Annotated in this window: 17 protein-coding genes; 9 read left to right on the plus strand and 8 right to left on the minus strand. The window is 62.7% G+C overall.

The annotated features are described in order from the left end of the window. Window position 1: 1 nt before the first annotated feature. On the minus strand, window positions 2-1,015 hold the full coding sequence (locus M0D66_RS10725; RefSeq protein WP_200651722.1) for a LysR family transcriptional regulator: 1,014 nt from the start codon (window positions 1,013-1,015) through the stop codon (window positions 2-4). Between the two features lie 101 nt (window positions 1,016-1,116). On the opposite strand from M0D66_RS10725, the gene M0D66_RS10730 reads away from it, so the two are divergent. From M0D66_RS10730 to M0D66_RS10755, 6 genes are all read left to right on the plus strand, one after another. After that, on the plus strand, window positions 1,117-2,193 hold the full coding sequence (locus M0D66_RS10730) for an ABC transporter ATP-binding protein (RefSeq protein WP_093642590.1): 1,077 nt from the start codon (window positions 1,117-1,119) through the stop codon (window positions 2,191-2,193). Window positions 2,194-2,271: 78 nt separating this feature from the next. Further along, window positions 2,272-2,985, plus strand: coding sequence for an HAD-IA family hydrolase (locus M0D66_RS10735; protein ID WP_054042905.1), 714 nt, complete (start codon window positions 2,272-2,274; stop codon window positions 2,983-2,985). Window positions 2,986-2,989: 4 nt separating this feature from the next. Further along, entirely contained in the window at window positions 2,990-4,327 is a 1,338-nt protein-coding gene (locus tag M0D66_RS10740; RefSeq protein ID WP_266210729.1) for an FAD-binding oxidoreductase, read from the plus strand. Window positions 4,328-4,365: 38 nt separating this feature from the next. Then, window positions 4,366-5,232 (plus strand): ABC transporter permease, encoded by an 867-nt coding sequence (locus tag M0D66_RS10745; protein WP_266210730.1) that lies wholly within the window; start codon window positions 4,366-4,368, stop codon window positions 5,230-5,232. After that, on the plus strand, window positions 5,229-6,023 hold the full coding sequence (locus tag M0D66_RS10750; RefSeq protein ID WP_093642599.1) for an ABC transporter permease: 795 nt from the start codon (window positions 5,229-5,231) through the stop codon (window positions 6,021-6,023). Before M0D66_RS10745 ends, M0D66_RS10750 begins: the two co-directional genes overlap by 4 nt. Before the next feature lie 22 nt (window positions 6,024-6,045). Then, entirely contained in the window at window positions 6,046-7,473 is a 1,428-nt protein-coding gene (locus M0D66_RS10755) for an aldehyde dehydrogenase family protein (protein ID WP_266210731.1), read from the plus strand. Window positions 7,474-7,533: 60 nt separating this feature from the next. On the opposite strand, the gene M0D66_RS10760 is transcribed toward M0D66_RS10755, so the two are convergent. Further along, window positions 7,534-9,231 carry a GMC family oxidoreductase gene (locus M0D66_RS10760; RefSeq protein WP_266210732.1) on the minus strand — a complete coding sequence of 566 codons (1,698 nt, stop codon included), beginning with the start codon at window positions 9,229-9,231 and terminating at the stop codon, window positions 7,534-7,536. A gap of 83 nt (window positions 9,232-9,314) precedes the next feature. Continuing rightward, window positions 9,315-10,373 (minus strand): ABC transporter substrate-binding protein, encoded by a 1,059-nt coding sequence (locus tag M0D66_RS10765; RefSeq protein ID WP_093642607.1) that lies wholly within the window; start codon window positions 10,371-10,373, stop codon window positions 9,315-9,317. 360 nt (window positions 10,374-10,733) lie between these two features. Between M0D66_RS10765 and M0D66_RS10770 the strand changes: the two genes are divergently transcribed. Further along, window positions 10,734-11,507 carry a sulfite exporter TauE/SafE family protein gene (locus tag M0D66_RS10770; protein WP_211708270.1) on the plus strand — a complete coding sequence of 258 codons (774 nt, stop codon included), beginning with the start codon at window positions 10,734-10,736 and terminating at the stop codon, window positions 11,505-11,507. 44 nt (window positions 11,508-11,551) lie between these two features. Then, a complete protein-coding gene (locus M0D66_RS10775) occupies window positions 11,552-12,322 on the plus strand; it encodes a transporter substrate-binding domain-containing protein (RefSeq protein WP_266210733.1) in 771 nt (256 codons plus the stop codon). Between the two features lie 49 nt (window positions 12,323-12,371). Here the strand turns inward: M0D66_RS10775 and M0D66_RS10780 are convergent, their stop codons facing one another. From M0D66_RS10780 to M0D66_RS10795, 4 genes are all read right to left on the minus strand, one after another. Beyond that, window positions 12,372-13,709, minus strand: coding sequence for an FAD-binding oxidoreductase (locus M0D66_RS10780; protein ID WP_211708269.1), 1,338 nt, complete (start codon window positions 13,707-13,709; stop codon window positions 12,372-12,374). 26 nt (window positions 13,710-13,735) lie between these two features. Beyond that, entirely contained in the window at window positions 13,736-14,542 is an 807-nt protein-coding gene (locus tag M0D66_RS10785) for an amino acid ABC transporter permease (protein ID WP_200570893.1), read from the minus strand. Between the two features lie 64 nt (window positions 14,543-14,606). After that, window positions 14,607-15,425, minus strand: a complete 819-nt coding sequence (locus tag M0D66_RS10790; RefSeq protein WP_211708268.1) for a transporter substrate-binding domain-containing protein — start codon at window positions 15,423-15,425, stop codon at window positions 14,607-14,609. Window positions 15,426-15,465: 40 nt separating this feature from the next. Then, entirely contained in the window at window positions 15,466-16,788 is a 1,323-nt protein-coding gene (locus tag M0D66_RS10795) for an FAD-binding oxidoreductase (RefSeq protein ID WP_266210734.1), read from the minus strand. Window positions 16,789-16,927: 139 nt separating this feature from the next. Between M0D66_RS10795 and M0D66_RS10800 the strand changes: the two genes are divergently transcribed. Beyond that, window positions 16,928-17,842, plus strand: a complete 915-nt coding sequence (locus M0D66_RS10800) for a LysR substrate-binding domain-containing protein (protein ID WP_200651706.1) — start codon at window positions 16,928-16,930, stop codon at window positions 17,840-17,842. Here M0D66_RS10800 and M0D66_RS10805 read toward each other — a convergent pair. After that, window positions 17,839-18,690, minus strand: coding sequence for a hypothetical protein (locus M0D66_RS10805; protein WP_308112681.1), 852 nt, complete (start codon window positions 18,688-18,690; stop codon window positions 17,839-17,841). The two genes, M0D66_RS10800 and M0D66_RS10805, sit on opposite strands and share 4 nt — an antisense overlap. Window positions 18,691-18,872: the final 182 nt, after the last annotated feature.

Raw genomic sequence — 18,872 nt, forward strand, 5'->3', positions numbered from 1 at the left:
ATCAAGGCGTGGCTGCCTTAACCCTTCGCCCATCATCCTGGCCCGGCCCGATCACGAGCCCCGCCTCCGCCAGCAAACGCCGCAGTCCCAGCTTCGGATAATTGCGGTCGACGGCCCGCACATCGGCACGCGTCTCCTCGATGATCCAGTCCCGCACATCCGCTGCAACCGGCCGCAACGGTCGATTCTCCGGCCACACCAGACAGCAGCGCCGGTTCGTTACGATCAATTCCTCCTCGGACGGGAGCAGCGCGCCCTCCAGAAGCCAATGCGACACCACATTGAGCCAGCCAAGCGCGACGCCCTGCCCCAACAGCGCCGCCTGCACGACGATCGCGTAGTCGTTGAAGCTCAGCATGCTCGCTACGTGCCGCCCGTGTGCCGCGAACGTGGCGAAGCGCTCATGCCAGCCGCGCTCGCCGTCGTCCATCACGATTACCGTGTCGCCGTGCTCGCGGCCCGTCTGCGTCGCGGCCGTCTCGTGATAGCGCCGGTTGCACACCGGCAGTAGCGTCTCCGGCATCACCAGCACGCTGTTCTCGCCGATCTCGTCCTCACGCAAAAAACGCATGCCGAGATCGACATCGACGAGCGGCCCACCGATACGCCCCGAGATCAGCTGAAACCGCAAATCGACATTCGGAAACGCCTGGTTCAGCCGGCTCATGCGCGGCATCAGCCAGTGTGTCGTGAACGCGGTGGACACCGACAGCGTGACGGACTCGACGCCAGTCGCCCGCGCCTCGATCTCCCGTATCGCGCCTTCTATGCCATTGAAACCTTCCGAGATCTTCCGGTAGAGGATCTTGCCGTTCTCGGTCAGCTCGATCCCGCCACGCACGCGCTCGAAAAGGCGCACGCCGAGATGGTCTTCCATGCGCGCCAGCATGCGGCTCACCGCAGGCTGACTCACATATAACTCCTGCGCCGCGCGCGTGAAGTTGCCGCAGCGCGCGGCAGCTTCGAACACGAACAGCGCATTGGCGCTCGGCAGTTTTTTGCGAAGATTAGGCATGACCTGATGTTATGCCTTATCCAACAATTTGGGAATTGCCGTCAATAATGACGCGGCCTATATTTTCCCTAACGCAGGCCTCTACAGCGAGACAGGACGCAATGGACGCACGAGCGAAAACAGGTGTTTCGATCCGATCGGCAGCGAAACGTTATGGCCCGGTCGTGGCCCTCGACGACGTGTCGCTCGACATCGCCCCGGGCGAATTCGTCTCGCTGCTCGGTCCTTCGGGGTCAGGCAAGACCACACTGCTCGGCATTCTCGGCGGCTTCGTGCAGCCGAGTTCGGGTGCGGTCTGGGTCGGTGAGCGCGACATTACATTTGCGCCGCCGCATAAACGGGACATCGGCATCGTCTTCCAGAACTACGCGCTCTTTCCGCACATGAGCGTCGGCGAGAACGTCGCGTTTCCGCTGCGCGCGCGCCGTCAGCCCAAAGCAACGTGGGCGAAGAAGGTCGCCGATGCGCTCGCCATGGTCGAACTCTCGGGCTACGAAAACCGCGGTATCGGTCAACTGTCCGGCGGCCAGCGCCAGCGCGTGGCGCTCGCCCGCGCGATGGTCTTCGAGCCCCAACTGATCCTGATGGACGAGCCGCTCTCAGCGCTCGACAAGCAACTGCGCGAAACCATGCAGATCGAGCTGCGGCGGCTGCATCGCAAGCTCGGCGCGACGATCGTTTATGTGACGCACGATCAGCGCGAGGCGCTCACCATGAGCGACCGCGTGGCCGTGCTGAAGAACGGCCGGCTCGTGCAGATCGACACGCCTGAGCGGCTCTACGACCGTCCGTGTGACGCGTTCGTGGCGAGCTTCATCGGTGAGGCGACGTTGCTCGCAGTGACGCGCGCCGGCGACGATGCCGTGCGCCTCGGCGATACGGTTCTGCGCACGGCGCACCCGCTGCCGCGCGGCGACAAGCTGCTGCTCGCGGTGCAAACCGAAAAACTCGTGATCGACGGCGGCGAGCGGCGCGACGGCGTGAATCGTCTGTCGTGCCACGTCACCGAGGTGCTGTACCAGGGCGAAAGCCTGCGCGTGTTCGCCACGCTCGCCGACGGCACTGCCATCAGCCTCAGGCAGCCCGGCGGCTACGACGCGCGCCGGCGCATCCCGGAACCGGGCGCGCCCATGAGCGTCGTTCTCGATCCACAGGACACGATCGTCGTGCCCGCCTGACTCCTCTCATTTTTTATCCGCCCGAGCTTGGGGCACTCCCTCTCCCGTTTTTACAGCAAACTGCAAAAGGATGATTTCATGAAGCTCACCGATTTCAAGGTCCTGACGTTCGACGTCGTCGGCACACTCATCGACTTCGAGCGCGGCGTGCTCGCCTCCGTGCGGCGCCTCGGCGGGCCGGCCGCGAAGGACCTGACCGACGACCAGATCTTCGAGCCGTACATGCGCGGCCGTGCGACCCATCCGGGCCGCTCGAGCCATGAAATGGCCAACGTCTACCTGTCGCTGGCGAAGGAACTCGGTTTGCCCGACGACGCGCAATCGGCCGCCGCGTTCCAGCGCGACGTGCTCGAATGGCCCGCCTTCGCCGATTCGGTCGCCGCGCTCAAGCGTCTGCGCAAACACTTCCGCCTGGTTGCCATGACCAATGCGGACCGCGTCGCACTGTCGGCCTACGCACACACGCTTGGCGACCCGTTCGACGACACGGTCTGCTGTGACGAAACCGGCGTTGCCAAACCTGACCCGCAATTCTTCGCATACAACCGCGGCCGTCAGGCGGCATTCGGCTACAAGTTCGGCGAAATCCTGCACACCGCGCAAAGCCAGTACCACGACATCGGCGTCGCCACGGAACTCGGCTATGCCACTTGCTGGATCGAGCGCCGTCAGGGCAAGAAGGGCTTCGGCGCCACGCCGGTGCCTGAGGCTGTCACGACGCCGACGTTCACGTTCCCGACGCTCGCCGAGCTCGCGGACGCCGTCGAAGCCGAAGCGCGCCTCGCCGCCTGAACCGATGCTCGCGCCGAAGGCACGCCCCTCGCCCCTGCCCGACTCGCTCTGGCAAGCGCTTGCTGCGGCATCGCCCGATGGGGGCGCGGCGGTCAGCACCGGCGCGCCGCTCGCGCGCGATCTCGACGTCGAAGTCGCAGTGATCGGCGCCGGCTACTCGGGCCTCGCCGCAGCCTATGCGCTGCAAAAACGTGGCGTCGGTTGCGCCGTGCTCGACGCGAACGTGGTCGGCTGGGGTGCGAGCGGGCGCAATGGCGGCGTGGTGTCGTCGAAATTCAGGCTGTCGTTTCCCACGATCGACCAGTTGCATGGCCTCGATACCGCGAAGCGTATGCATCGGCTCGCGCATGAAGGCGTGCGGGTGGTCGAATCGCTGGTCGACGAGTTCGGGCTCACGCAGGCCCGCTTCGAGCACACGGGCAGCCTGCGCTGCGCGCACACCGAGCGCGCGCTCGCGGCGATCTGCGCCGAAGCCGACTGGGTACGCGCGACGCTCGGTGATACATCGATGAGCGTGCAATTGCGCGCCGAAGTCGAGCGCGAGACGGGGTCGAAGGGCTTTGTTGGCGGCGTGCTGAGCAAGGACGCCGGCACGATCCTGCCGCTCGAATACTTGCGCGGACTCGCGCGCGGCATGACGCTGCGCGGCGTGCCGATTTACGAATCGACACCGGTATTGCAGATGCATCGCGCGCCCGGCGATACGCACGTGACGTTGCGCACGCCAGGCGGTACGGTGCGTGCGAAGCAGGTGATCGTCGCGACCAATGCCTATTCGGATCTCACGCCGGCCACCGCGCCGTATCAACGCGAACTCGTGCCGTTCCGCAGCGCAATGATCGCCACCGAGCGCCTGCCCGCCGATCTCGACGCGCGCCTGATGGTCGAACGCCGCAGTTACACGGAAACGCGCCGCATGATGAAGTGGTTCCGCAAGGTGGACGGCCGCATGCTGTTCGGCGGCCGCGACGCGTTCGGCAAGGAAGGCCAGACGACCGGCTTCGATGGACTGCAGCGGGCAATGGTCGCGCTCTTTCCCGATCTCGCGGATGTACCTGTGGCGTATCGCTGGTCGGGCTATGTCGGTATGACGTTCAATTCGCTGCCGCATGTCGGGCGCAGCGACGATGCCACGACCTTCTGCCTGGGGTATAACGGAGCAGGCGTCGCAATGGCCAGCCTGCTCGGACAGCATGCCGCCGCGCTCGCCCTCGGCGAGACGCCCGAGCTTTCGTTGCTCGGCGCGCCGGGTCTGCGGCCCGTGCCTTTTCATTCGCTGCGCGCGCCGGGTGTGAGGCTCGTCGCCGCGTGGTATCAGTTTCTCGACGCCGTAGGTGCATGATGACGACCGCCAAACGGATGCTCCAAGGACACTCATTGATGCAGGCCACCGCGTCCGATCCTGCCGTGCGCTACCAGCGGCGCGAAGATCGCACGATGCTTCTTCTGATGGCGCCGGCGCTCCTCGTGATCGTCGTGCTGCTTGTCGTGCCGCTCGCCTGGTTGTCGTGGCAGTCCATCTATCACGACGGCTTCACGCTCGAGAACTATCGGCGCATGTTCTCAGGCGCTTACCTCGAAACCTTCCTGCTTACGTTCAAACTGAGCATCATCGTGACCGTCATCACGCTGGTGCTCGGCTATCCGGTGGCGTACTTCGCGGCCTCGGTGTCGCCGAAGCTGAGTGCGCTTGTGCTCGGCATGGTCATCCTGCCGTTCTGGACGAGCGTGCTCGTGCGCACTTACGCGTGGCTCGTGTTGCTGCAGCGCACGGGCCTCGTCAACAAGGCCTTGATCGCCTCGGGCCTGATCGACCGGCCTGTGCAACTCGCCTACAACCAGTTTGGCACGATCATCGCCATGGTCCATATCCTGCTGCCGTTTATGGTGCTGCCGCTGTATTCGGCCATGCAGAAGATTCCGCCGAATCTCTCGCAAGCGGGCGCGAGTCTCGGCGGCTCGCCGCTGCATGTGTTCATGCGCGTGTTCCTGCCGCTTTCAATGAGCGGTGTGTTCGCCGGCGTCACCCTCGTGTTCGTGCTGTGCCTCGGCTTCTACATCACGCCTGAGTTGATGGGCGGCGGCAAGTCGATCATGGTGTCGATGGTGGTGAGCCGCAACGTCGAGATCTACAACAGCTGGGGCGCGGCGAGCGCGGTGAGCGTCGTGCTGCTGATCTGCGTGTTCGCGATTTTCTACGCCGCGAGCCGTGTGGTGCCACTCGAAAAGACCCTGGGCGCGAAATGACAAAGCTCTCGTTCGGACGGATCGTCCTCGGTGCGGCGGTCGTGCTGATCCTCCTGTTCCTCATGGTGCCGGTGTTGATCGTCGTGCCGCTGTCGTTCTCCGACACGCGCTTCATGACCTTCCCCCCGCCCGCCTATTCGCTGCGCTGGTATCACTCCTTCTTCGACAACCCCGCGTGGATCGACGCCGCGCGCACTACGCTGACCGCCTCGGTCTGCGCCGCACTGCTCGCCACACCACTCGGCGTGTGCGCTGCCTACGCGATCCAGAACGGCACACATTGGATCATGCGCTATCTGCGCACGCTGCTGATGCTGCCGTTGATGGTGCCGATCATCATCGTCGCGGTGGGCGTGTTTTTCGTCTACTCGCAGGCCGGCTACGTGAATACGCTCGGCGGGCTGATTCTCGCGGATACGATGCTCGGGCTGCCGTATGTGCTGATCTCGGTCGGCGCTGACCTTCGCACCTTCGACCGCACCCAGGAAATGGTCGCCCGCAGCCTCGGCATGAATCGCTTTCGCAGCTTCATGGCGGTGACGCTGCCGCAGATCAAGGCAAGCGTTATTTCTGGCGCCGTGTTCGTGTTCATACAGGCCCTCGACGAAACGGTGGTCGCCCTGTTCGTGTCGGGCGGCTCGAACCAGACGCTGACGCGCCGCATGTTCGTCACGCTGCGTGACGAGATCGATCCGACCATTGCCGCGATCAGTACGATGCTCACGGCGCTGACGCTGTGCCTCGTGATGATCGTCGTGGTGAGCCGGCGCTCCGGCGCGGCGCGCGCCTGAACTCCACCTACACACCTATCACATGATCAATGCACTGAAGTTCTATATCGACGGCGCGTGGGTCGAGCCGTCGGGCACGGCACGCCTGCCGGTCATCGATCCCTGCACCGAAGAAGCGTTCGCCGAAGTGGCAATGGGCACACCCGCCGATATCGATCGCGCTGTCGCTGCGGCAAAACGCGCGTTCACGTTGTTCTCGCAGACCACACCCGCCGAGCGCCTCGCGCTGATCCGCCGCATTCTCGAGGTTTTTCTTGAACGTCACGACGAGATGGGCGACACGATCTCGCGCGAACTGGGCGCCCCGCGCGCGATGGCGCATGCATGGCAGGCAGGAATCGGACGGCGGCATCTCGACGAATTGATCCGCACGTGCGAAACGTTCGCGTGGCAGCGCAAAAAAGGCACCACGCTCGTCAATCACGAACCGGTGGGCGTCGTCGCGCTCATCACGCCGTGGAACTGGCCGATCAATCAGATCGTCTGCAAGGCTGCGCCCGCGATTGCGGCCGGCTGCACGATGGTGCTGAAACCCAGTGAAGTGACGCCGCTCAACGCGCTGCTGTTCGCGGAGATACTGGATGCTGCGGGCGTGCCGCCGGGGGTCTTCAATCTCGTGAACGGCGATGGACCGACCGTCGGTGCGGCGCTTGCAGCGCATCCCGATGTCGACATGGTGTCGTTCACCGGCTCGACGCGCGCGGGCATCGAGATCGCGAAGCTCGCGGCGCCGACCGTCAAGCGCGTACATCAGGAGCTGGGTGGCAAGTCGGCCAACATTCTGCTGGACGACGTCGACTTTGAAGCCGCCGTGACGGCGGGCGTCAACTCGTGCTTCAACAACAGCGGCCAGTCGTGCAATGCACCGACGCGCATGCTGGTGCCGGAGGCGCGCCATGACGAGGCGGTGGCGATTGCCCGGCGGGCGGCGGAAGCACATCGCGTCGGCCCCGCAGACCACGAGCGCACGACGATGGGGCCGGTTGTCAGCAGCGTGCAATTTGAGCGCGTGGAACGTTTGATCGCAGCCGGCATCGACGAGGGCGCGCAAGTCGTGGCCGGTGGCCTCGGCCGTCCGCACGGTCTCGAACGCGGCTATTACGTGCAACCGACTGTGTTCGCGAACGTGCGTCCGTCTATGACGATCGCGCGCGAAGAGATCTTCGGGCCCGTACTCGCGATCATGCCGTATCGCGACGAAGATGATGCGATCGCGATTGCGAACGACAGTCCCTTCGGCCTCGCGGCCTATGTGCAATCCGCCGATCACGAGCGTGCGCGGCGCGTAGCGTTCAGGTTGCGGGCGGGCAGCGTGTACCTGAACTACCCGTCGTGGGATGCCGGCTCGCCTTTCGGCGGCTACAAGCAGTCAGGCAATGGGCGCGAATACGCCGAGTGGGGGCTCGAGGCGTTTCTTGAGGTGAAAGGCATCGTGGGGTATGGGGACTGAGGGCAACTGAGCGTCGCGGCGGTCGACGGGCCGCCTTCCCTTTCTCGACCCAGCAAGTCCCTAGACCCGGCCACGCAGCATATCCGCGATGCGCTCCGCGATCATGATGGTCGGGATATTCGTGTTGGCGCACGGTATCGACGGCATCAGCGACGCATCGCACACGTACAGCCCGTTCACGCCATACACGGCGCCACGCGCATCGCAGACAGTGAGCGGATCGTCGGCGGCGCCCATCCGGCAGGTTCCCGACGGATGCCAGGTGCCGCCCACCGAGCGCGTGACGAATTGCGTCAAGGCATGATCGTCGTCGAGCAGGTCGTTCAGCGTCACGCCCTGAGTGATCACGCGTCGCACCAGCCACGCGCGAAACGGACCCGCGATATCCAATAGCGCGCTCAGCGTGCCGCGTTGCAACGCATTCCACGCACCCGGCACGGCCACACTCGCGACACGCGGCGAATAGCTCGAAGGTAGAAGCGTCGAGCGATGCTTCGCCATTAGCGGATCGGCCAGCGTTTCAGCGCCGAAGCGCAGCGCGCCCTTCAGACGTTCGAGATCGCGAGCATCGGACAGCATGTTGAAATCGACTGCGGGCTCGCTATGCGGACTCGCTGAAGTGAGCGTCACCCGGCCGCGCGAGTACGACTTGTTCACCCAGAAGAAGATCGTGCCGAGCCGGTAGCCCACCGAATGCCAGCCCGAACGCGACAGGATCGCACCGTGCATGTCGCTGGGCACGGTGCCGTGCATGCCTGACGAAAAGCGCACGATGGCCTGCTCGTGATGCTCGTCGGGAAACGGCGTGCGGGCCGCCCGCGGCAAAACCGCGGAAACGGCGATCGACGGATGCTCCATCAGATTGCCGCCGACACCGGCCCGGTCCGCGTGCACTTCGATACCGAGCGCGGCGAGTTCAGCGGCCGGTCCGATGCCGCTTCGCATCAGCAGCGCGGGACTGTGGATCGCGCCGGCGCAGACGATTACATGCGCGGCACGCAATTCTTCGCTGGCGCCATCCCTGCCCTCGCCACCCTCGCTCGCGACGATGCGCGCACCGACTGCGCGCGAGCCGTCGAACAGCACGCGCTCGACGAGCATTCCCGTTCGGATTTGGAGGTTCGGACGGGCACGTACGGTATCGTCGAGATAACAGACCGACGTCGGGATCCGCTCGCCGGCCTCGCTCACCGCGATCGATCCGATGAACGTACCATCTTCCCACGCGCCGTTCTGATCGTCGCGCCGCACGTGGCCGCGCGCGTCGAGCGTGCTGAGTACCGCGCGTACGAAGGGCGAGACGCGTGCCCAGTTCGTACGCTGGATGCGGACCGGGCCGCTCTTGCCATGCAGTTCACCGTCGAAGTCGCAATCGGATTCGAGTTTACGGAAGTACGGCAGGCAGGCATTCCAGTTCCAGCCGTGTGCGCCAAGCGCGTGCCATTCGTCGTAATCGGCGGGCGCGCCGCGATTCGCCATCAGCGCATTGATCGCCGAGCCACCGCCAAGCAGACGCGCCTGTTCGTAGCGTCGTGTCGTTGCCGACATGTTCATGCGCGCTTTCAGGCGCTGCCAGATGTTCGCGGTGTCGAGATAGGCGCGGCCAGGGTACCGGCTGCGCACGGCAGCAGGCATGTCCGTCTGGGAGATATTGCGGCCAGCCTCGACGAGGCAGACGGTCTTGCCGGCGTCTTCGGACAGGCGCGCGGCGAGGACGCAGCCCGCCGAACCGCCGCCGAGAATCAGATAGTCGATCACGTTCGATGAATACGCGGGCGTTGAAACCTGAGCAAAACGTGCGCGGGAGCCTGTGAGCCCGCGCGTCGACGTCAGCCCGCGCCTTACTGCATAAACTTGAGCCAACGCGCCTTTGCCTGAATGCCGGCGTCCGAGGCCCACCACTCCTCCGACATAAGCGCCTGCTTCGCCGCGTTGTCCGGCGAGCTCGGCAGCTCGCTCGCGCGTTTCGCGTCGATCTTGCCGGTCTTGAAGGCTGCCGGATTGCCCGGGCCATAGTCGATATACAGCGGCAGATTCGCCTGCAATTCGGGCGAGACAGCGGCGTTGACGAATTTGATCGCGTCGGCCAGGTTCGGCGCGTTCTTCAGCACGCACAACTGGGTGTTCTGCAGAATGCCGTCGTTGAACGTGAAGTCGATATCGGGGTTGTCTTTACGCACGGCGCTTGCGCGGCCGTTCCAGATCATCGTCATGTCGACTTCGCCGTCGTGCAGCAATTGTGCCGACTGCCCGCCCGAGGTCCACCAGACGGTCACGTCCGGCTTGATCTGTTGAAGCTTTTTAAACGCACGATCGACGTCGAGCGGATAAAGCTTGTCGCGCGGCACGCCGTCTGCCAGAAGCGCGGCTTCGAGCACCGTCTGCGGATCGTTGCGCAACGCACGCGTACCGGGGAATCCCTTCACATTCCAGAAATCGGCCCAGCTCTGCGGCACTTTCTTCAACGACTTCTTGTTGTAGCCGATAACTGTCGAATAGAACTCATAGGCGACTGAATAGGGCGTGCGATATTTCTCGGGCATCGCGGCCCCATTCGGGATCTTCGAGAAATCCAGCTTCTCCAGCAGGCCTTCGTGGCCGCCGCGCAGGCAGTTGGACGTCGGCGTATCGACCACGTCCCAGATCGGCTTGCCGGTTGCGGCCTGCGCCTTGATCTGCGGCCACGCGTCCGGGATGCTGTCCTGGTTGACGGTAATGTTCAGCAGTTTCGCCGCAGGATCGAGGATCGCCTTGGTCTGCGCTTCCTGATACGTGCCGCCTTGAGAAACAAAGGTAATCTTCCCCGCAGCAAAAGCAGGCGTGAGACACGCAGGCACCAGACCCGCGACACCAAGAATCAGAACCGCCGCAAGCGGGCGCAACATGGGCTTCTTGATCACGACTTTGTCCTCGAAAGGGTTAAGCGAAAGAGATCGTGGATGTAATGCGCATTGAGCCCAATATAGTGAGTCTATTTAATGGCGACAACGCCGCAATTGTTGTGGTGCCCATGACATCACGTTATGGCAAGCAAGTCGCGCCACGCACAGGCAAGACATGCGGAACACTGTCTTTGATAGAGCATCCCGACTGTCCGCTACCACGGCTTGGACGACTGGGCGTTTGTCAAAAGTAAAAAACTCTCGTGATGCTGACGATCCAAAAGATTTCCTTTTTTTGATGCGGCGGAAGCGCTCTGATAAGAATAAATTCTGCCTCGGGATAACCCTGACACTGAGGGCCTTCTTGCGAGGTCCGACGTGCATCCCTACGAATATCCCTTTCTCTTCGTCGCCAGTCTGTGCGGCGGTGTGATCAACGCGATCGCGGGCGGCGGCAGTTTCATCACGCTGCCGGCACTGCTGTTCTTTAACGTACCGCCGACGGTTGCGAATGCAACCAGCGCCGTTGCCGCGTGGCCCGGCCTGATAACAGCCGCCTATGGTTATCGGCATCGTCTCTCCGGCGACTCCCGCCGGCTACTGCGCTATGCGGCAGCAAGCCTCGCCGGTGGCGTAACGGGCGGCGCACTCCTTCTCATGACACCGGCCGCAACGTTCACGCGTGTCATTCCCCTCCTGATGTTGCTAGCTACGCTGATGTTCCTGCTGGCGCCGCGCGTGGTGGCAGCGGCGCGCCGGTCCACGGATGTGGCGGCGGCCTCTGGCGGGAAAGCCACGCGGCTTCATACGACGATCCAATTCTTCGCGAGCCTGATGGTCGGCTACTTCAATGCAGGCAGCGGGATCATCGTCATGGCAGGCCTGAGCATGTCGGGTATGCGCGAGACGCAACTGCTGAACGGTTTCAAGAACCTGCTCGGCGCGGTGGCGGCGGGTGCGTCGATCGCAGCGCTCGCGGTGGGCGGGCAGGTCGCGTGGGCTTCGGCCGCGCTGATGATGGCCGGTTCGCTGATCGGCGGCCTGTGGGGCGCGCGTGTTGCCCAGCGCATCGACGCAAACCTGCTGCGTGTGTTGATTCTGATCTTCAGCTTTGTGATGACCGGATATTTTTTCTGGAAATTCTGGCTGTGATAATCCTTCTGATCTTTTCAATTGATTCTTGACGGAGTTGGACTATGAAATTCGTTGTCGCGTTGACCTTGCTGCTCGCGCAGTCTTTTGCATTTGCACAGACGCCGCCGTCTACGCTCGCGCGTGTCACGCAGAGCGGCATTCTGCGGGTGTGCACGCCGGGCGATTACAAGCCATTCAGCTTCCAGCGCGCACCGGATGAATTCGAAGGACTTGACGTTGATCTGATGGGATCGCTCGCCACGGCTCTCAACGCGAAACCGCAATTCGTCAAGACCACCTGGGCGAACCTACTGCCGGATTTCGTAGCAGGTAAATGCGACATCGCGGCAGGCGGCATTTCAGTTTCGCTCGAGCGCCAGAAACAGGCGTACTTCAGCACGCCGTATATGGTCAACGGCAAAACGCCGCTTACACGCTGCGAAAACGTCGCCAAATATCAGTCCATCGAAGCGATCGACCAACCGTCCGTCCGCGTGATCGCGAATCCGGGCGGCAGCAACGAAAAGTTCGCCAGGACGAAACTGAGTCACGCCCAATTGACCATGCACTCGGACAACCTCACGATCTTCGATGAGATCATCAAGGGACACGCGGACGTCTTCGTTACCGAAGCTGCGGAGGCAATCGTGCAGAGCAAGGCGCATCCCGAGTTATGTGCCGTCAATCCCGACAAGCCGCTGCAATATGCCGAGATGGGCTACCTGCTGCCGAACGGCGACGACGTGTTCAAACACTTTGTCGACCAGTGGCTGCATCTGAGCCAGGCGAATGGCGAGTATGCGCAAATGAGCGCGAAGTGGCTCGGCAAATAATCGCCACTCTTTGCACGGATAGCTCCGTAGAAAGCGTAGGAAAACCACCTTAGAAGCCCGCGTCGATCACAATCCTGGTTCCGTCGCTGAACCGGTTGAGGCGGAACGCATGCGGGTCGACAAGCGGTGTGTCGTTCGTCACCAGATCCGCCATCAGCTTTCCGGCCGCCGGGCCGATGCCGAATCCATGCCCCGAAAAGCCGGTGCCGATAAAGAGGCCCGGCACCGTATCGACACCGGAGATCACTGGAATCGCGTCCGGCGTCACGTCCATGTAGCCCGCCCAGCGCTGCGCGATTCGCGCGTGCGCCAGATGCGGGAAGACCTTGATGAACTCGCGCAAACCTGCGTCGGTGTAACGGGTGATCGGTTCGGGATCGAGCGTGCGGACCGCTTCGAACGCTGTGGGACGGTCAAGCGCCCAATGACGCGGACGGCGCAATTCATCGAAGAAACGAGCACCGATGCCGATGCGCAAAGCGCCCAGCTGGCTCTTCAACGCTTCGACATATTTGAAGAACAGGCGAAATGAATCGGGCGTGAGATCGCTGTAGGTGCGGAAGCCAAAAGCGACCGTATAGCCGCCGTCGGCGCGCTTGCGAAACGCGAATTTCTTGTTACTCGCGCTACAGGTCGGGCCACCGTCGAGCGGCTCGGTGCGAAGCACGGAGGCTTTTACCAGCAGTTGCGGTACGTCGACATCCAGATTGCCGCAGAACAACCGCGACCACGCGCCACCCGCGACCACGACGCTGTTGCAACGAATCGCGCCGTGCTCGGTGACGACCGCACTGACGCGCCCTGCGCTTGTTTCGATGCCACGGGCGGCGCATGGCGTCAGAATCTTGACGCCGCGTTTGCGCAACGCATTGGCGATTGCCGGTGCCGCCTTTTGCGGTTCGGCGCGACCGTCGCCGGATGTGTAGAGTCCGCCTTTGAACGCTTTCGTCGCGCCGGGCAACAGTTCAGCAACGGCACGCCCGTCCACCACGCGCGTGTCGAATGTATCGCCCGCTACGTGGCGCGCCTTGTCGAGCCATACGTGATGACTGTCCATCACGGCGTCTTCGTCGGTCATGTAGAGGATGCCGCATTGGTTGAAGCCGGTGTCGATGCCGAGCGTCGCATCCATTTTCCGCCACAGCTTCAGGCTTTCGATGCTCAACGTGAACTCACGCATGTCGCGATGCGTGACGCGCACCCACCCCCAGTTGCGACTCGATTGCTCGCCCGCAATATGGCCTTTCTCACATAGCGCGACCTGCAATCCTTTCTCGCTCAGATAAAGGGCCGTGCTCACGCCGATAATGCCGCCGCCGATGACGACGACATCGACTTGCGCGGGCAAGGTGGTGTCGTCAGCGACCGTTTCTACTTTGGGTCCCATTGTGGCTGGTGTCCTGCCTGTGAAGACTAGTTATGTTGATCGGCGATGCCGGCCCTGACCGGCACAGTCGAACTGGCCGAAGCCTGCGCCTTGCGCTGCCGGCGTGACAATCGTGTGCTGGAATTGCCGCGCGCCGGATTCGCATGACGGTTGGTCCAGCGGTCGATGTGATTGATCGCGTGCGTGAGCGGCACGGTCACAAGCAGATACACCGCACCCGCGGCCACCAGCGGCGACAGGTTCGCGGTATTCACCGACGTGTTCTGGCCGATCGTAAACAGATCGCGTTGCGAAGTCAGCAGGCCGAGAAAATAGACCAGACTCGAATCCTTGACGATCGAAATGAACTGGTTCGCAAGCGCCGGCAAGATACGCCGCACGCCTTGCGGCACGATCACGTGGCGCATGCTGCTCCAGTATGTCATGCCGAGCGCCTGACACGCGGACAGTTGTCCGCGTCCCACGCTTTGAATGCCGGAACGAAAAATCTCCGCGATATACGCGGACGAGATCAGCCCAAGTGCCACGATCGCAAGCGGATACGGATTGGGTCCGAAGATCGCGAGCCCCACGGGCGCGAGTCCCTGGCCGACCAGCAGGATCACGAGCGCGGCCGGCAGCCCGCGAAACACGTCGATGAACACCTGTGCGGGCAGCATCAACCAGCGCGTATGCGACACCGTCATCAACGCGAGCATCATGCCCGCGACGATCCCCAACACGGTCGAAAACACCGATAGCACCAGCGTGTTGACGAGGCCCGTGCACAGCAACGACGGTATCGACGAGATCAGCAACGGCCAGTCGAGAAAGTTCTGCAAGAAAGCATTCATGGTGCGCTCCCTGTTGAGCGTCGGCGGCGGGTTCAGCCGCCGGTCCGCAGTCGGCCGAACTCAATCAGTTATCGGTCTTCATCGCGTACGGCGGCAGGCTCGCGGGCTTCGAATAACCCGGGTGGAACTGCAGATACAGCTTCAGCCAGGTTCCGTCCGCGACCAGTTCGCCGATGCACTTGTTCAGCGCCGCCTCGAGCTTGGCGTTGCCCTTGTGCACCGGGAAACCGGCAGGCAGGTTGACGGCGGAGATGTCGAGCTTGTCCGCGATGTTCATTTGCGGATACTTGCCCTGCAAGCCCTCCACGAGCGTTTTATCCACGAAGTAGCCATCGATGTATTTCGAGCGCATCGCGAGGAATCCCGCGTTCAGGTTCGGAAAGCGCACGATCTGCGCACCCGGCAGGTAGCTGTCCGAATACGTGTCCTCAATGGTGCCCTGCACGACGCCGATCCGTTTGCCCTTCACCGATGACGGATCGCTCGTGATCGCGCTGTCGGGCAAGGTTGCTACGCTCAGAAGACCCGTCAGATAGCCCTCGGAGAAATCGACCATCTTCAGGCGTTCTTTCGTGATCGAAATCGACCCGGCGGCCAGATCGATCTGCTGGTTCGCGACGCTCGGCAGCAGTCCGCTGAAATCCTGCGCGCGGAACTCCGCACTCAGGCCGAGCTTCGCCGCGACGGCGCGCAGCAGTTCGACGTCGAAGCCCGTCATCTTGCCGTTGTCGATATACGAATACGGCTTGTTGTTCGCATCCACGCCGGCGACCAGCTTGCCGGGCGTCAACGTGCCGATGTCGTCGGCACGGGCGTTGCCTTGCAACGCGAGCGATAGCGGCACGACAACCGCAAAGAGGCTGAGAAGATGGCGAAAACGCATGATGTTTGCTCCGTCGAAAGGACCTGCGATGGGAAGTCTGTCAAGAAAGCGCGGCGCGCGCGCGGCCGCTCCAGAAATCGTCGAACGCATAGAGCGCCGTGCCGACCGGCACGCTCAGACGGCTCGCCATGCCGGCCGGGCTGACCGGAAACGTGCCCTCACCGAACGCGCCCGCCTGTGCATCGAGTCCGAGCATGGATCTCGCGACTCGCGAGCCCAGATAGCTCATCAGCGCGACACCGTTGCCGTTGCAGCCGAGCGCGTAGTGAATGCCGTCCTGTTCACCGATATGCGCGAGCTTGTCGCCCGTCATCGCGACGTAGCCCTTCCACGCGTGCGTGATGCGCACGTCGCGCAATGCGGGCCACAACTCGATCATCTTCGCGTGCAGCATCCTCGCTGCTTCACGCTCGCTCACCTCGCGGATAGCGGGGCGCGAGCCGAACAGCATTCGCGTGCCGTCGGGCGACGGCCTCGTGTAGAACAGATTGCGTTTCGAATCGCTGATCATGCGCCGCCCCGGATTCAGCACGGCCATCAGTCCGGGCGGCAGCGGCTCCGTGGCGATCTGGTAACTCGCGACCGGCAGCACTCGCCGCGCGAAGAACGGCAACAGCCGTCCGGTGTAGCCGTTGGTCGCGACCAGCACATGCTTCGTGTCGATTCTTCCTCGCGTTGCGTGAACCCGAAAACCCGTGCCAATGCGTTCGATTCGTTCCACACCCGCATGCGAATGCAAAGTCGCGCCGCAACGCCGTGCGAGATCGCGCAGCGCGCGATGATATTTCGCCGTATGCAGACCGCCGTATTCATCGACGAGAATCCCGCCGTAGTAGTAATCGGAGCCGATCACCGTGTGCTGCTCCGCGCGCGGCACGACGTGCACCGTCACGCCGGTCTTCTCGCGCAACAGATCGCCCTGGCGCCGCAAGCGATCGAAGTGGCGCGGCGTGAATGCGCCGAAGAAACGCCCCGTGATCTGCAGATCGGCGTCGAGCGACTCCTCAGCGACAAGGCGCTTCAGGTAATCGAAGCTCGCCATCGACTCGCGCATCAGCCGTCCCAGCCGCTCTGCCGATACGCCACGAATCGCATTGGTCAGCGCGAGTTTCTGTCCGCTCGACACCATGCCGCCGCTGCGCGTGCTGCCGCCCGCCCCGATCTCCGCAGCGTCGAGCACGGCGACGCTGGCGCCGAGGCGCGCCGCTTCCACAGCCGCCGACAAGCCGCAATACCCGCTGCCGACGATCACCACGTCGACGCCGGACGGCAACGCGTCACGGGCCGTCTCGGGCGGCGCGGCGTCCCACCAATATGGGGCCACGCGAAAATCGTCGTGAAGCAGCAGGGCATCGGAGCGCATCGTCTATGGCCGGTAAGAAGATGCAAGCCAGTCTAGGATTTCGTCGACCATCCGGTCAAATACGACCAAAAACGTCCGCCATTCAAATTTGATATGGCAAGCTGGGAGCCGGATTAACGAAGGCAGACGAGGCAAAACGATGAATCAGCGGCAGATCGATGCGTTCAGGCTGGTCATGTTGCGCGGCTCGATGACCGCCGCCGCCGAGGAGCTTGGCACGTCGCAGCCGAGCATCAGCCGGTTGATTGCGGAACTGGAAGCTTCGACGGGATTGGCGCTGTTCACGCGCAACGGCGGACGGATCCAGGCCACGGATGCGGGGAGCGCGTTTTATCGCGAAGTGGACCGGAGTTTTGTGGGTATCGAGAAACTGGCGCATTCCGCACGTGAAATCCGCCAGTTCGGGAGTGGCCGTCTGCGGCTCGTCGCGGCGCCGGTGCTTGCGTTGTCGTTCATCCCGATGGTGATCGAGCGTTTTCTCGCCGTCTATCCACGCATCGCGATATCGCTGGAAATGCGCAGTGAAGGCACGATCCAGCGTTGGGCGTCGTCGGCCTATTGCGATATTGGCTTTGCTACGACTACGCCCGAGGCGTTCGGTGTGACGAGCGCTGAGTTATACCGGCTACCCGGCGTGTGTGCGCTACCGGCCGGGCATCCGCTGACCGCGCGCAAACGTATCCATGCACGCGATCTGCGTAACGAAAGGTTGATTCTGGCTTCGTATGCGGACGACACGCGGTCGGCGCTGGATCGCGTGTTGCGTCAGGCGGAAGTCAATCAGGTGCCGACTATCGAAACGCCATACGGCGCGACGATTTGCGCGATGGTGTCGCGCGGGTTGGGAATCGGCATTGTGAATCCGCTCGCGACTATCGATGCCAATCCCACGAAGATCCAGTTTCGGCCGTTTTCACCGGACGTCATGTTTCGGGGGTTCACCGTATGTCCGCAGCTTCAGTACACAAATCCAATCGTTGATAGTTTTCTTAAGATGGCCGGCGACACGATGATGCTTGAAGCAAAGCACGCCTCCAAGCCCGCACGACATTAGCTCATCCAGTACTTGTCCGGGATCCGGCGATCTTGTTCGGAAAGATACGGATTGTCGAGAACGAAGACCTTGCGGCTCGCGAGGTTGGAACGGAGCAGCCCGTCCTGAATGTAGGGATGCGAGTTGAACAGCCGCATGAACGATCCGTCGAGATAGGCCTTCTCCAGCCCCCTGTTAATGGTCTGGGCGAGGCTTGCGTGCTTCGTGGAGACGTAGAAAATAAAGTCCGACCGGTATTTCAGAAGCAGGCGCTTCTCGACAACCAGATCCCGATCTCTGTGCCGCGGCTCGTCCAGTTCCGCGAAAGCTTCAATGGCGCCGCGCGGAAAATAGTCCAGCCGGCCACCCTGGACCATGTCGAACACCGTCTCATAGGGAACCGTCTCTATGTTCAGACCGGCTGCTCTCATGATCTTTGTATCGATCCAGCCAAGCCCCTGACCGCCCGTCAATGCCTTCAGATCGTCCAGGTTCCTCACCCTGTCGAAATCAGCCTGACGATCCTTTCGTATGACAAAAATCCGGTGGCCGATCAGCCCGCGATTGATAGGAATCCGTACCACGTTCAAGCCGCGTTCCGCCTCGGCGTCCGTACTCGTCCAGAGCAGATTGATGGCGTTGCTCCCGCCCGCCAGTTCTGCCAGCGCACGCCCCCGTTCCATCAGGACGTCAGCCTGCCGCGCCACGTAATCGGCGCCGGCCGCTTTCATTGCGAGGTCGAGCACCGCCAGAGGGAAGACCGCACGTGCCCGATCTTCGGGGCGGTAATGCGGGTATACGATAGCGAATGGGCCTGCGGATGCTGCATGCGCACGGAGCGTCACGCCTGCCGCACTCAGTGCAGCCAATACAAAACGCCTGCGATGCATAGTTATATTCGACACATGTGCGATTCGCCAGTACTGGCGCGGATCGCCCAGAATCACGCCCGGTCAAAAAACCATCGTGCCACGATTCATGTAGGCATACAAACCCATTTCACTCGCAAAGCATTACATGACCAGGTGGTCATGTTCTCAGCGCTGATCGG

The sequence above is a fragment of the Paraburkholderia sp. SECH2 genome (assembly GCF_030464795.1).
In the GTDB taxonomy this organism is placed as follows: domain Bacteria; phylum Pseudomonadota; class Gammaproteobacteria; order Burkholderiales; family Burkholderiaceae; genus Paraburkholderia; species Paraburkholderia aspalathi.